Annotated in this window: 14 protein-coding genes; 4 read left to right on the top strand and 10 right to left on the bottom strand. The window is 71.3% G+C overall.

Annotated features, from left to right (window positions below; genetic code table 11):
• Positions 1–22: 22 nt before the first annotated feature.
• Positions 23–1,156: an Mrp/NBP35 family ATP-binding protein gene (locus tag FNV62_RS32895; protein WP_054228213.1), complete on the top strand. Its 1,134-nt coding sequence runs from the start codon at positions 23–25 to the stop codon at positions 1,154–1,156.
• Positions 1,157–1,318: 162 nt separating this feature from the next.
• On the opposite strand, the gene FNV62_RS32890 is transcribed toward FNV62_RS32895, so the two are convergent.
• The 5 genes from FNV62_RS32890 to sigE form a co-directional block, all read right to left on the bottom strand.
• Positions 1,319–1,975: a hypothetical protein gene (locus FNV62_RS32890; protein WP_054228214.1), complete on the bottom strand. Its 657-nt coding sequence runs from the start codon at positions 1,973–1,975 to the stop codon at positions 1,319–1,321.
• Between the two features lie 211 nt (positions 1,976–2,186).
• Positions 2,187–2,636, bottom strand: a complete 450-nt coding sequence (locus FNV62_RS32885; protein ID WP_054228215.1) for a sec-independent translocase — start codon at positions 2,634–2,636, stop codon at positions 2,187–2,189.
• Positions 2,637–2,845: 209 nt separating this feature from the next.
• Positions 2,846–4,705: a trypsin-like peptidase domain-containing protein gene (locus FNV62_RS32880; RefSeq protein ID WP_143627973.1), complete on the bottom strand. Its 1,860-nt coding sequence runs from the start codon at positions 4,703–4,705 to the stop codon at positions 2,846–2,848.
• A 138-nt stretch (positions 4,706–4,843) separates the two neighbouring features.
• Entirely contained in the window at positions 4,844–5,824 is a 981-nt protein-coding gene (locus tag FNV62_RS32875; protein ID WP_143627972.1) for an anti-sigma factor family protein, read from the bottom strand.
• The gene (gene sigE / locus FNV62_RS32870) at positions 5,821–6,522 is read right to left on the bottom strand and encodes an RNA polymerase sigma factor SigE (RefSeq protein WP_054228218.1); all 702 of its coding nucleotides are present in this window, start codon (positions 6,520–6,522) and stop codon (positions 5,821–5,823) included. Before sigE ends, FNV62_RS32875 begins: the two co-directional genes overlap by 4 nt.
• Positions 6,523–6,924: 402 nt before the next feature.
• Here sigE and FNV62_RS32865 point away from each other — a divergent pair, with 402 nt between their 5' ends.
• Positions 6,925–7,449, top strand: a complete 525-nt coding sequence (locus FNV62_RS32865; RefSeq protein WP_054228219.1) for an O-methyltransferase — start codon at positions 6,925–6,927, stop codon at positions 7,447–7,449.
• A 143-nt stretch (positions 7,450–7,592) separates the two neighbouring features.
• Here the strand turns inward: FNV62_RS32865 and FNV62_RS32860 are convergent, their stop codons facing one another.
• Positions 7,593–7,760: a DUF3117 domain-containing protein gene (locus FNV62_RS32860; RefSeq protein WP_003966491.1), complete on the bottom strand. Its 168-nt coding sequence runs from the start codon at positions 7,758–7,760 to the stop codon at positions 7,593–7,595.
• A gap of 375 nt (positions 7,761–8,135) precedes the next feature.
• Between FNV62_RS32860 and FNV62_RS32855 the strand changes: the two genes are divergently transcribed.
• The gene (locus tag FNV62_RS32855) at positions 8,136–8,939 is read left to right on the top strand and encodes an enoyl-CoA hydratase/isomerase family protein (protein ID WP_060901367.1); all 804 of its coding nucleotides are present in this window, start codon (positions 8,136–8,138) and stop codon (positions 8,937–8,939) included.
• Positions 8,940–9,020: 81 nt separating this feature from the next.
• On the opposite strand, the gene FNV62_RS32850 is transcribed toward FNV62_RS32855, so the two are convergent.
• Entirely contained in the window at positions 9,021–9,602 is a 582-nt protein-coding gene (locus tag FNV62_RS32850; protein ID WP_143627970.1) for a DNA-3-methyladenine glycosylase I, read from the bottom strand.
• The gene (locus tag FNV62_RS32845; protein ID WP_143627968.1) at positions 9,599–9,949 is read right to left on the bottom strand and encodes a DivIVA domain-containing protein; all 351 of its coding nucleotides are present in this window, start codon (positions 9,947–9,949) and stop codon (positions 9,599–9,601) included. The genes FNV62_RS32850 and FNV62_RS32845 overlap by 4 nt, the downstream gene beginning before the upstream one ends.
• A 192-nt stretch (positions 9,950–10,141) precedes the next feature.
• Between FNV62_RS32845 and folP the strand changes: the two genes are divergently transcribed.
• Entirely contained in the window at positions 10,142–11,002 is an 861-nt protein-coding gene (gene folP, locus FNV62_RS32840) for a dihydropteroate synthase (RefSeq protein ID WP_054228223.1), read from the top strand.
• 88 nt (positions 11,003–11,090) lie between these two features.
• Here the strand turns inward: folP and FNV62_RS32835 are convergent, their stop codons facing one another.
• Positions 11,091–11,849 (bottom strand): TIGR00730 family Rossman fold protein, encoded by a 759-nt coding sequence (locus tag FNV62_RS32835; RefSeq protein ID WP_054228224.1) that lies wholly within the window; start codon positions 11,847–11,849, stop codon positions 11,091–11,093.
• A gap of 109 nt (positions 11,850–11,958) precedes the next feature.
• Positions 11,959–13,038, bottom strand: a complete 1,080-nt coding sequence (gene dapE, locus FNV62_RS32830; RefSeq protein WP_067368472.1) for a succinyl-diaminopimelate desuccinylase — start codon at positions 13,036–13,038, stop codon at positions 11,959–11,961.
• Positions 13,039–13,058 lie beyond the last annotated feature (20 nt).

The following is a 13,058-nucleotide window of genomic DNA, read 5'->3' as shown; positions in this document are numbered from 1 at the left end:
CCCGGCGCCGTACCATCGTCCTATGGCTACGGAAGACGCGGTGCGTGAAGCACTGGCGACGGTGAACGACCCCGAGATCCAGCGACCCATCACCGAGCTGGGGATGGTCAAATCGGTGGAGATCGGTGCGGATGGCGCGGTCGCGGTCACCGTGTATCTGACCGTCTCCGGCTGCCCGATGCGCGAGACCATCACGAAGAACGTGACGGAGGCGGTCTCGGCGGTCGAGGGTGTCACCCGCGTCGACGTGACCCTGGACGTGATGAGCGACGAGCAGCGCAAGGAGCTGGCGACCGCGCTGCGCGGCGGTCAGACCGAGCGTGAGGTGCCCTTCGCCAAGCCGGGCTCACTCACGCGCGTGTACGCGGTCGCCTCCGGCAAGGGCGGTGTCGGCAAGTCCTCGGTGACCGTGAACCTCGCGGCGGCGATGGCGGCCGACGGCCTCAAGGTCGGCGTGGTCGACGCGGACATCTACGGCCACTCGGTGCCCCGCATGCTCGGCGCGTACGGCCGTCCGACCCAGGTCGAGAACATGATCATGCCGCCGTCCGCGAACGGCGTGAAGGTCATCTCCATCGGCATGTTCACCCCGGGCAACGCACCGGTGGTCTGGCGCGGCCCGATGCTCCACCGCGCCCTCCAGCAGTTCCTGGCGGACGTCTTCTGGGGCGACCTGGACGTCCTCCTCCTCGACCTCCCGCCGGGCACGGGCGACATCGCGATCTCGGTGGCCCAGCTGGTCCCGAACGCGGAGATCCTGGTCGTCACCACCCCGCAGCAGGCGGCGGCCGAGGTCGCCGAGCGCGCGGGCTCCATCGCCGTACAGACCCACCAGAAGATCGTGGGCGTGGTCGAGAACATGTCGGGCCTGCCGTGCCCGCACTGCGGCGAGATGGTCGACGTCTTCGGCACGGGCGGCGGTCAGACGGTCGCCGACGGCCTGACCCGCACCACCGGCGCGAGCGTTCCCGTCCTCGGCTCCATCCCGATCGACGTCCGCCTCCGCGAGGGCGGCGACGAGGGCAAGCCGGTCGTCCTGACCGACCCGGAGTCCCCCGCGGGCTCCGCCCTGCGCGCTATCGCCGGCAAGCTCGGCGGCCGCCAGCGCGGCCTGTCCGGGATGTCCCTGGGCATCACCCCGAGGAACAAGTTCTAGCCCGTTCCCCGACAGCACGTAGACGGGGGCGCCCCGCTGAGGAGCGCCCCAATGGGACGCGGGGAACTGCGCGACCAGCCAGAACCGGCCCGCAGCCGCCGAACGAGCCGAGGTCCCCCATCGGCCCGCGTTCCCGCCCCTCGCCCGGAGGGCAGGGCACCGTCACTCGTACGCCGCGATGTCCTTGATCTTGGCGAAGGCCAACCCGTACGCGCTCATCCCCCGCCCGTACGCCCCCACATGGACCCCCTCCTGGGTGGAACCCGCGAGGACCCAGCCGAACTCCAGCTCGCGGTAGTGGAACGGCGTGGGGACGCCGTCCACGGGGAGGGACAGCGAGGACCAGTCGGGCCCTTCGAGGTCGTCCGCGAGGACCCACGCCGTCTCGGTCTGCTGGTCCAGCCAGTTGTCCCGCCGGGTGTGGTCCATCTGGCCGGGCCAGGTGAAGGACAGCAGCCCCACACCGGCCAGCCAGGCCGCCGAGGACACCGACGTGGCCTCGAGGAGCCCGGTACCGTCCGCGCTGCGGCGCGAGGGGCTGGCCGCGACGGTCACCACGACCGCGAACCGCTCCTTGTCCTCCGTCGACTCGCTGCGCACCGAGGGCTCTTCCCCGTGCCCGATCGAACCGTGCTCGACGGCACCGTCCGCCGACGTACCGACCTGCATCAGCCAGCGCGGCCCCGTGAAGGCCTCGTCGAGGCCGTACCAGGGGAAGGGTGCCAGCAGGTATCCGTCTACTGTGCGGCGGGCGGAGGGGACCTGCTGTCCGTCTTCCGCGGCCGGCGCCTGCGCGCCTACCCGACTTGTCGTCTCCATCTGCCCGGACGCCTCCTTGCTCTCGTCGGACCGGGTGGCCCGCCCCCCTCGGGCGTCCTCAGCGGTCCGCACAACAACTGGGCAGCATAGCCACACCGCTGCGAGCAGCAGGGAAAGCACCCGGCGCGTGGGGCGCGCACGCGACATTTTCAGGCCGTGTCACACGCCTGCGGGTACGACTCGGGCCGTGTCACACGCCTGCGGGTACGACTCAGGTGGCGTCCGCGTCGAAGGGCGGGCGCTCGTCCGGATCGGTCTTCTCCGGCTTCTTGGTCATGTCGATCGAGCCGCCGGAGGAACCGGAGGACGAGGACGAAGAAGACGAGGAGGAGTCCGTGTCGCGGCTGTGGACCGCGTCCGTGACCTCGGCCATCTCCTTCTTCAGGTCGAAGCCGTTGCGGATCTCCTTGAGCCCCAGCTCGTCGTTGTCCAGCTGCTTGCGGATGAACGTCTTGGGGTTGAGGTCCTCGAACTCGAAGTCCTTGAACTCCGGGCCGAGTTCCTCGCGGATGTCCGCCTTGGCGCTCTCCGAGAACTCGCGGATCTTGCGGATGGTGCGGGTGACGTCCTGGATCATCTTCGGGAGCTTTTCCGGACCGAAGACGAGCACGGCGAGGACAACGAGCGTCACCAGCTCGAGCGGTCCTATGTCATTGAACACCTGAAGCTCCTTGCGATGTCCTCAGTCCTGGCCCTCGGGATTCTTCCGTGGTCCGGGCCGGGTCCACGGTACCCGTCGATCCCGTCCGTCCGGAACTGTCCCGGGGCTTCCGGGTTCGTGTACACGACGAGTTTCCCCGGATGTTCGCCGCTCAGCACGGACTTCGGGGCCCCTCCTGTGAAGTTCATGTCAGTTACTGTCGAAAGAGGTCAGCCGCCGCTCGCGGAGCCGAGGACCAGGGTGACCGTCCGCTGCGAGCCGCCCCGCCGCAGGGTCAGCCGGAGCCTGTCGCCGGGACGGTGGGCGCGTGTCTTCACAATCAGCTCCTCACCGGAGTGGACGCGCTGTCCGTCGACCTCGGTGATGACGTCGCCGGCCTTGATGCCCGCCTTGGCCCCGGGGCCACCCGCGGTGACCGGCGCGCCGCCGCCCTTCGTCCCGACCCGGGCGCCGTCGCCCGTGTAGTCCATGTCGAGCATGACCCCGATCACCGGGTGGGTCGCCCGGCCGGTGTTGATCAGCTCCTCGGCGACGCGCCTGGCCTGGTTGACGGGGATGGCGAAGCCGAGCCCGATGGAACCGGCCTGGCCGCCCTGGAGGTCGGTGCCGCCGTCGGCGGAGCGGATGGCGCTGTTGATGCCGATGACGCGGGCCCGGGTGTCGAGGAGGGGGCCGCCGGAGTTGCCGGGATTGATGGGCGCGTCGGTCTGCAGCGCGTCGACGTACGAGACGTCGCTCCCGTCGCCCTTCGCGCCGCCCGCCGTGATGGGCCGCTCCTTGGCGCTGATGATCCCGGAGGTGACGGTGTTGGCGAGGTCGAAGGGCGCGCCGATGGCGACGACGGGGTCGCCCACCTGGACGCTGTCGGAGTTGCCCAGCGCCATGGGCCGCAGCCCGACGACTCCCGACACCTTGACCACGGCGAGGTCGTAGCCCCTGTCGTGCCCGACGACGGTGGCCCTGGCGCTCTCGCCGCCACTGAACGTCACGGTTATCTCACCGCCGCTGCCGGCCGGCTCGACCACGTGGTTGTTGGTGAGGATGTGCCCCCGGGTGTCGAGCACGAACCCGGTGCCGGTGTCCGCTTCGCCGGAGCCGCGCACATGCAGGGTGACCACGCTGGGCAGCGCGCGGGCCGCTATCCCGGCCACGCTGTCCGTGGCCCGCCCGGACGCCTCCTTGGCGGCCTGGGGCAGCGTGATGTCACCGACCCCGCCGTTGCGCTCCAGATAGGCCCCTACGGCGCCTCCGACGCCTCCGGAGACGAGGGCGAGCGCCAAGGCCCCGAGGACCAGCGCCTTCCTCACCCGCTTGCGCCGCTGGGTCTTCGTCTCGACAGCCGCCCCGTTCTGCTGGAGCGGTCCCGGGGCGGCCCAGGGGTCGTAGTTCTGCCACGGGGCGGGGGCCGGGTGGGGGTTGCTCGGATACGGGGCCGGGAGCGGCGCCGGGGCCGGAAGCGGGGCCGGGAGCGGCGCCGGGGCCGGAAGCGGAGGCGGGCCCGGGGGCATGGCGGTGCCGTGCGCGGGGGTGGCCGCCGGGTGCTGGACGGGCGGGGCGGGCGCCCAGGGGCCCGGCTCGCCGTACGGCGGGGTGCTGTAGGGGTCGGGGTCGTGCAGGGGCCGGGGGCGGTCTTCGGGGGCCTGCTGCGCCGGTACGGCGGCGACGGGGGCCCGGCCCGCGGGCACGGCGTCGGAGGGACCCCCGAGCGCCTCCGCATCCGGCGCGCTTCCCTGAAGAGCCGCGGCAGGACGCTCCAGCTCGAAGTCACCGTCGCCGACACCACTCCCGGCACCGGGCCCCGCCGGTGCGACGTACGGCGAAGCCGCACCGGCCGCACCGGCCACACCCGTCGGAGCCGTGACCGTCGCCGGCCGGTCCAGTTCGTAGTCCCCGTCGGTCTGGTGGTCCCTCTCGGGCCGGTGGTCCCCGTCGGAGTGGTGGTTCGTGTCGGAGTCGCGGTCCACTCCGGGTCCGGAGATGTCCTCGACCGGGCCCACCTCGCCGACCCCCGGAGGGACCTGGCGGGGCCGACTCCACCACTTCGCCTTCGTGGGCTTCCCCTCGTTCATGCTCTCCCCACACCTGGCCCGCGGCACAACACGCCGACGGTCACCGCAGATTGCCGATTCCGCGTCCGGGAATCCCTCCGGCGGACGCGGCCCACCCTGGATTCAACCAGGTTCCGGGGCCGGGGCGCAGAGGGCCGGTCAGTGGGCGGTACGCGAGGAGGGGGACGGGGAGGAAGAGGGGGACGGGGTGGTGGCCGGGGCGGCGAGCAGCCGCGGAGGCGTGAGGCCGGGCGGCGTCGACCAGGAGGTCTGCGCGATCGGCTGGGTCTCGGTGAGCGGATGTATGAGCGGGGACATCACGGCGGCACCGGCCACCACGGGGGTGGTCAGCGTGTGCATGACGTCGTCTGCCCGGGTCACCGGAGCGGGGACTCCGGGGAGCAGGGGCGCGGACACCGAGGTGGGCACCGCGGGCGCCACGCCGAGCGCACGCTCGCCCTGGGCGAGCAGCGGCCCGTCGGAGCGGCGGCGCTGTGTCTCGGGGGCCGTCGCGGACCCCGAGCCCGGCGTACGCGCCGGCGTCACATTGCTGCCGCCGGAGCCACCGCGCGCGTCCGTGGTGTCGGCCGGCACTCCGGTCGACACCCCGCCGAGCGCGACCGCGGCCAGCGACACCGCACCGGCGGCGGCGAAGGCGAAGCGCAGCCCGCGCGAGGCCGACCGGTCGGTCTCGTGACGGCTGACGTCATGGATGCGGAAACCGCGCCCGGAGGCGGGTGGCAGCACGTCGCCGTGCGGCGCGGCGGGCACGTACCCGAAGGGCTCTCCGCGCACTCCGAAGACACCGGTCACCGGGGCGCCGGAGGGGAGTCTTCCGCCGAATCCGCCCCCGCCGAACGGTGAGCCATCACCGCCGTCGAAGTCACCTCCCCCGGGCAGTCCCTGGAGACGGGCCAGGAAGCTCTCGGAGGGGGGCGGCGGGGCGACTTCCGCGAAGACGTTCTTCAGTCGGCGCTGGGCGTCCGCCTCGGCCTTGCACTTCGCGCAGGTGACGAGGTGGGCCAGGACGCGATCACGCGACTCATGACCGAGCTCTCCGTCCACCAGGGCGGAGAGTCGGTCCCCAAGATGCTGGTCGGCAACACGCCGCTCCGTAGAGTCGGGCCGGGATCCACTCACGCGGTCGCGCCCCCTCCTCCCAGCGCGGGAACTCCCGTGATCGCGAAGCCGCGGCGCTCGGCACGGGCCTCGGGAGACCGGTGTGCCAGGGCCTTGCGCAGCTGCGAACGGCCACGGTGGATCCGGCTGCGGACCGTACCGAGCTTGACGCCCAGGGTCGCGGCGATCTCCTCGTACGAAAGTCCCTCGATGTCACAGAGGACGACGGCGGCGCGGAACTCGGGCGCGAGGGTGTCCAGCGCCTGCTGGACGTCCGCGTCGAAGTGCGCGTCGTTGAAGACCTGCTGCGGGGAGGGCTCGCGGCTGGGCAGGCGCTCGGCCGCGTCGTCACCGAGGGCGTCGAAGCGGATGCGCTGCTTGCGGCGCACCATGTCGAGGAAGAGGTTCGTGGTGATGCGGTGCAGCCAGCCCTCGAAGGTGCCGGGCGTGTAGGTCGACAGGGAGCGGAAGACGCGGACGAAGACTTCCTGGGTGAGGTCCTCGGCGTCGTGCTGGTTGCCCGTCAGGCGGTAGGCGAGCCGGTAGACCCGGCCGCTGTGCGTGCTGACGATCTCCTCCCAGGTGGGCGGAGTCCACGCCTGCGACTCCGCGTCGGTGGTGAACGTCGCGGTCTGCGCCGGGGCAGCAGCATGGAACTTGTCAGCGATGTCGGTCACGGATTTCGGCTCACCCGCTGATCTGAGAAGGCGCCGCAGCACCCCGCCCCGATCCGCAGGCGCAGCCGCACCTCCCCTGTCGGCTCTGGTGGTGTCCAGTGGAGCCCCTACCATAGCCACCTCGCCCGTTAGCTCCGGATAAGCGGTTTTACGAGAATTTGATACGTGCTCATATGCCTGCGTCAGCATGTGGTCGCCAACCCGCTCCGCGCACTGTTCCATCGACTTCCCCCCGCTCTGTTTCCGCACCCTTCTAAACGCCTGGTCCCATCTGCGGGTTCCCGGCACCAACGGATACAGTCACGCCCAGGCAACCACGGGGACAGGGAGAGGGTCATTACCGGCAACCGGCAGACGAGCTGGGCGTTCGCCGACGCCTTTGTCGCCGAGGACGAAGCGCTGCGCTGGGCCCGCGACCGGGCCCACGAGGCAGGGCTGCGCCCGGTGTCGCCCGGCACGGGCGCCGCGCTGCGGTTGCTCGCCGCCACCGTGGACGCGAAAGCGGTGGCGGAGATCGGGACCGGGACCGGCGTCTCCGGAATTCATCTGCTGCACGGCATGCGGCCGGACGGGGTACTGACCACCGTCGATCCGGAACCGGACCGCCAGCAGTTCGCCCGCCAGGCCTTCCGCGCGGCGGGCTTCGCCAGCAACCGCGCCCGCTTCATCCCCGGCCGCGCGCTGGACGTCCTGCCCCGGCTCGCGGACGCGGGCTACGACCTCGTCTTCTGCGACGGCGACCGTCTGGAGTGCCTGGACTACCTCGCTGAATCGTTGCGCCTGCTGCGTCCGGGCGGGCTGGTCGTCTTCGAGGGGGTCTTCGCGGACGGCCGCACGGTCGAATCGGGCCCGCAGCCCGCCGAGGTCGGCCGGCTGCGCGAACTGCTGCGCGCGGTGCGCGAGAGCCAGGACCTGGTGCCCTCGCTGCTGCCGGTGGGCGACGGGTTGCTGTGCGGGGTCAAGCGCTGACCGCACGTTCGACCTCGTACCCGCGATTCATGCCTGACCTGCGTCGATACGTACAGGCACACCGCTGTCACACTCCAGGAAAACCACTGCCCCGGCACCGAATTCGGTGCCGGGGCAGCTGAAAGGTATGGTCGCGTTCCGCGTCAGCCGACGACCTTCTTGAGGGCGTCGCCGAGCGCGTCGGCCTCGTCAGGGGTCAGCTCGACGACGAGCCGACCGCCGCCTTCGAGCGGAACGCGCATGACGATGCCCCGCCCCTCCTTGGTCACCTCGAGCGGGCCATCGCCCGTCCGCGGCTTCATGGCCGCCATGCTCGTTCCCCTTCCTGAAACCAGCTCATCGTCGCCGACGGCCCCTTGAAGGGCACGCACGTCCCCTCATAGGACACACGTCACCGGCATCGAACACATTGCTTCCAGGCCATTATCCCGCATCTCAGGACCCGATGACCAACATCAGTCGGCATCGCTTGCGCAACGCGCTTGAGCAAAACCACTCAATTCGGCGATGTGACTGCGATACTGCGCCGCTGCATCGACTTCCACGGCGCGGAATTCTTTGACGCAGGTCACATGTCCTGTCCACGCCCCGGACCGTGATCTCCGCCATGCTGTCCTGCATGCTGTCCTCGTACGCAGGACGTACCGACCGGTACGTCGGAGCCGCGACACCGGAGGAGACCCACCATGGCCGACACCGTGCTCTACGAGGTGAGCGACGGACTCGCGACGATCACGCTGAACCGCCCCGAGGCGATGAACGCGATGAACACCGAGACCAAGGTCGCCCTCCGGGACGCGGCCCAGGCCGCCGCGGCGGACGGCGGCGTACGGGCGATCCTGCTCACCGCCGCAGGTGACCGGGCGTTCTGCGTCGGGCAGGACCTCAAGGAGCACATCGGGCTGCTGGCCGCCGACAAGGAGTCGGGGTCGCGGCACACGATGAGCACCGTGCGCGAGCACTACAACCCGATCGTGCGCGCCCTGACCGGCGCCCCGAAGCCCGTGGTGGCCGCGGTGAACGGCGTCGCCGCGGGGGCCGGCTTCGGCTTCGCCCTCTGCGCGGACTACCGGATCGTCGCCGACACCGCCGCCTTCACCACGTCCTTCGCCGGGGTCGCGCTGACCGCCGACTCGGGCATGTCATGGACCCTGCCGCGGGTGATCGGGCCGGGCCGCGCCGCCGATCTGCTGCTCTTCCCGCGCAGCATCACCGCGCAGGAGGCCTTCGAGCTCGGGATCGCCAACCGGCTCGTCCCGTCGTCCGAACTGCGCGGCGAGGCGGAGAAGGTGGCACGGGCGCTGGCGGCGGGGCCGACGGTCGCGTACGCCGCGCTGAAGGAGTCCGTGGCGTACGGGCTCACTCATTCTCTGGACGAGACGCTGGAGAAGGAGGACGAGCTGCAGGCGCGGGCCGGGGCGTCCGAGGACCATGTGATCGCGGTGCAGGCGTTCGTCAACAAGGAGAAGCCGAAGTACTTGGGGCGGTGACGCTTCGCCGGCTTCGGCGGTCGGAGGTCGGTACGGGAACTGCGGGCCGTCCGCGGACGGTCGCGCAGTTCCCCGCGCCCCTTAAGGGGTGCTCCGGGCCGCGCAATCCTCCAAGTGGTCGTTGACCAGGCCGCACGCCTGCATGAGCGCGTACGCCGTGGTCGGGCCCACGAAGCGGATGCCGCGCTTCTTGAGGGTCTTGGAGAGGGCCGTCGACTCGTCGGTGACCGCCGGGACGTCGGCCAGCCGCTTGGGGGCCGGGCGGCCGGCCGGGTCGGGGGCGAAGGACCAGATCAGCTCGTCCAGCTCGCCCGGCGCCCAGTCGGCCAGCACGCGCGCGTTGGCGACGGTCGCCTCGATCTTGGCGCGGTTGCGGATGATGCCCGGGTCGCCGAGGAGGCGCTCCTTGTCGGCGTCCGTGAACGCGGCCACCGAGGCGATCTCGAAGTCGGCAAAGGCGGCCCGGAAACCCGGCCGGCGGCGCAGGATCGTGATCCAGGACAGGCCCGACTGAAAGGCCTCCAGGCAGAGCCGCTCGTACAGCGCGTCGTCGCCGTGGACCGGGCGGCCCCACTCCTTGTCGTGGTACGAGACGTAGTCCTCGGTGGACAGGGCCCAGGGGCAGCGCAGCGCGCCGTCGGGCCCGGCGAGCGCGTCGCTCACTGCTGCTCCCCCTCGACCGGCTTGCGCAGCGACATGGTCGCGCTGGCGCGGGCGCCGGCCAGCGCGGCCTCCAGGTCGGCGATCCTGGCGTCCCGCTCGGCGAGCTCGGCGCCGAGCCGGCCGAGGGCGTCGTCCACGTCCGCCATGCGGTAGCCGCGGGCGGCGAGCGGGAAGCGCACGGACTCCACGTCCGCGCGGTTCACCGGCCGGTCCTGGGGCAGCGGGTCCACCAGCCGATCGGGCTCGGCGTCGGGAAGGGGGGCGCTCTCGCCGCCGCCCACCACGGACAGCGTCACCGCGGCGACCACGACGGCGAGCGCGACGACCAGGAACAAGAACATGAACATCGCTGAGGTCCCCACGCTCTGGTGCCGACGCGTTGGGCGCCGACGCGAAAGTACTGAAGCTACTGAAAAATGTCTGACGAGTGCCGAAGCGGTCCGGCGCTGAAAGTGTCAGGGTCCGATCGTGCCATGCGAGTCTGACAGTTAAGGTCGCAGGCGGCTAAGCAGCGGGACTTATAGGAGAGGTCACAGGGGATGCTCAGGCTGGGCAGGCACGAATTCGACCCGCACGAGCCGGTGATCATGGCCATCGTGAACCGGACCCCCGACTCCTTCTACGACCAGGGAGCCACCTTCCGCGACGAGCCGGCGCTCGCGCGTGTGGACCAGGCGGTGGCCGAGGGCGCCGCCATCATCGACATCGGCGGGGTCAAGGCCGGGCCCGGGGAAGAGGTGACCGCCGAGGAGGAGGCGCGCCGTACGGTCGGTTTCGTCGCCGAGGTGCGGCGGCGGTTCCCGGACGTGATCATCAGCGTCGACACCTGGCGGCACGAGGTCGGGGAGGCGGTCTGCGAGGCGGGGGCGGATCTGCTCAACGACGCGTGGGGTGGCGTGGATCCGCGGCTCGCGGAGGTGGCCGCGCGGTACGGGGTGGGGCTGGTGTGCACCCATGCCGGGGGCGCCGAGCCTCGTACACGGCCGCATCGGATCGCCTACGACGACGTCGTGGCCGACATTCTGCGGGTGACCGTGGGACTGGCCGAGCGGGCGGTGGCCCTGGGCGTGCCCCGGGAGTCCGTGTTGATCGACCCCGGGCACGACTTCGGGAAGAACACGCGGCACAGCCTGGAGGCGACGCGGCGGCTGGGCGAGATGGTGGAGACGGGGTGGCCCGTGCTCGTCTCCCTCTCCAACAAGGACTTCGTCGGGGAGACGCTCGACAAGCCGGTGAAGGAGCGGGTGGTGGGGACGTTGGCCACGACGGCGGTGTCGGCGTGGCTGGGGGCGCAGGTGTACCGCGTCCACGAGGTCGCCGAGACGCGTCAGGTCCTGGACATGGTGGCGTCGATCGCGGGCCACCGCCCACCGACGGTGGCCCGCCGGGGTCTGGCGTAGTCTTCCTCGCCCCCGCCGCCCCTGCCCTCCCCCAAGCTTTCGGCTGCGCTCGAGCAGGGGACCCCCATCGCCTTGCGGGGCCGCTCCGCTAGCGGCCTGCCTCCTTGGAGACCAAGGCGACCGCTTCTTCCACCTCGTCCGTGAGGTGGAAGAGGAGGAGGTCCTTTTCGGAGGCCTTGCCCTGGGCGATCAGGGTGTTCTTGAGCCAGTCGACGAGACCGCCCCAGTACGCCGTGCCGAACAGGACGATCGGGAAGCGGGTGACCTTCTGGGTCTGGACGAGGGTGAGGGCCTCGAAGAGTTCGTCGAGGGTGCCGAGGCCGCCGGGCAGGACCACGAAGCCCTGGGCGTACTTGACGAACATCATCTTGCGGACGAAGAAGTACCGGAAGTTGAGGCCGATGTCGACGTAGGGGTTGAGGCCCTGTTCGAAGGGGAGCTCGATGCCCAGACCGACCGAGATGCCCTTGGCCTCGCAGGCGCCCTTGTTGGCGGCTTCCATCGCGCCGGGCCCGCCGCCCGTGATGACGGCGAAGCCGGCTTCGACCAGGCCTCGGCCGAGCGCGACTCCCGCCTCGTACTCGGGCGAGTCCACCGGCGTACGCGCGGAGCCGAAGACGCTGATCGCGGGCGGGAGTTCGGCGAGCGTGCCGAAGCCTTCGATGAACTCCGACTGGATGCGCAGGACCCGCCAGGGGTCGGTGTGCACCCAGTCGGAGGGGCCGCCCGCGTCGAGCAGCCGCTGGTCCGTGGTACTCGCCTGCACTTGGCCCCGCCTGCGCAGTACCGGCCCCAGTCGCTGCTCCTCCGGTGGCTGCTTCTTGCCCTCGGGGTTGCCAGTAGCCATGTGCGCTCCCTCCGCTTGCAAGTGGTTCAGGCCCAGCGTAGATCTACGCGGGTTACGGAGGGGGGACATGCGCATGTCCGCCGTGCACCGCGAAGGTTCGGGCGGGTCCTCAGGACGTCAGCCAGGCGCGCAGACGCTCCTCGGCCTCGGGGATCTCCGACGCCCGCACCCGCTCGTCCACCTTGTGGGCGAGGAGCGGCGCGCCGGGCCCGTAGTTCACCGCGGGCACCCCGAGCGCGCTGAAGCGGGCGACGTCCGTCCAGCCGAACTTGGGGCGGGCCTCGCCGCCGACGGCCGCCAGGAAGGCCGCGGCGGCCGGGTGGGTCAGACCGGGCCGGGCCCCGCCGGTGTGGTCGTCGACGATGAACTCGTCGATGTCGCAGTCGGCGAAGAAGTCACGCACGAAGGCCTCGGCCTCCGCCTCGCTGCGGTCGGGCGCGTAGCGGAAGTTGACGACGACGGTGCAGGCGTCGGGGATGACGTTGGTGGCCACGCCCCCTTCGATGCGGACGGCGTTGAGGCCTTCGTGGAACCGGAGGCCGTCCACGACCGGCGTGCGCGGCTCGTAGGCGGCGAGCTTGGCGAGGATCGGGGCCGCCGCGTGGATCGCGTTGGAACCCATCCACGCGCGCGCGGAGTGGGCACGCTCCCCCTTGGTCTTCAGGAGCACCCGGAGCGTGCCCTGGCAGCCGCCCTCCACCTGGCCGTCCGTCGGCTCCAGGAGGATCGCGAAGTCGCCCGCCAGCCAGTCGGGGTGGGCCTCGGCGACGTGCTTCAGGCCGTTCAGGTGGGCGGCGACCTCTTCGTTGTCGTAGAACACGAAGGTGAGGTCGCGGTTGGGTGCGGGGACCGTGGCCGCGATGCGCAGCTGTACGGCGACGCCGGACTTCATGTCGCAGGTGCCGCAGCCCCACAGGACGCCGTCCTCGTCGAGGCGCGAGGGCACGTTGCCGGCGATGGGGACCGTGTCGATATGGCCGGCGAGGATCACGCGCTCGGCCCGCCCCAGGTTCGTACGCGCCACGACGTTGTTGCCGTACCGGTCGACCGTCAGATGCGGCAGGGCGCGCAGCGCGGCCTCGACGGCGTCCGCGAGCGGCTTCTCGTTGCCGCTCTCCGAGGGGAAGTCGACCAGCCGCGCGGTGAGCTCGGCGGCGTCCAGCGTGAGGTCAAGGGTGGTGTCGGCCATGCCCTCGACCCTAACGCCCC

The organism is Streptomyces sp. RLB3-17 (assembly GCF_007113425.2).
In the GTDB taxonomy this organism is placed as follows: Bacteria; Actinomycetota; Actinomycetes; order Streptomycetales; family Streptomycetaceae; genus Streptomyces; species Streptomyces mirabilis_D.
The sequence above is the reverse complement of the archived record's forward strand: the minus strand, read 5'-3'. Positions and strand labels throughout refer to the sequence as shown.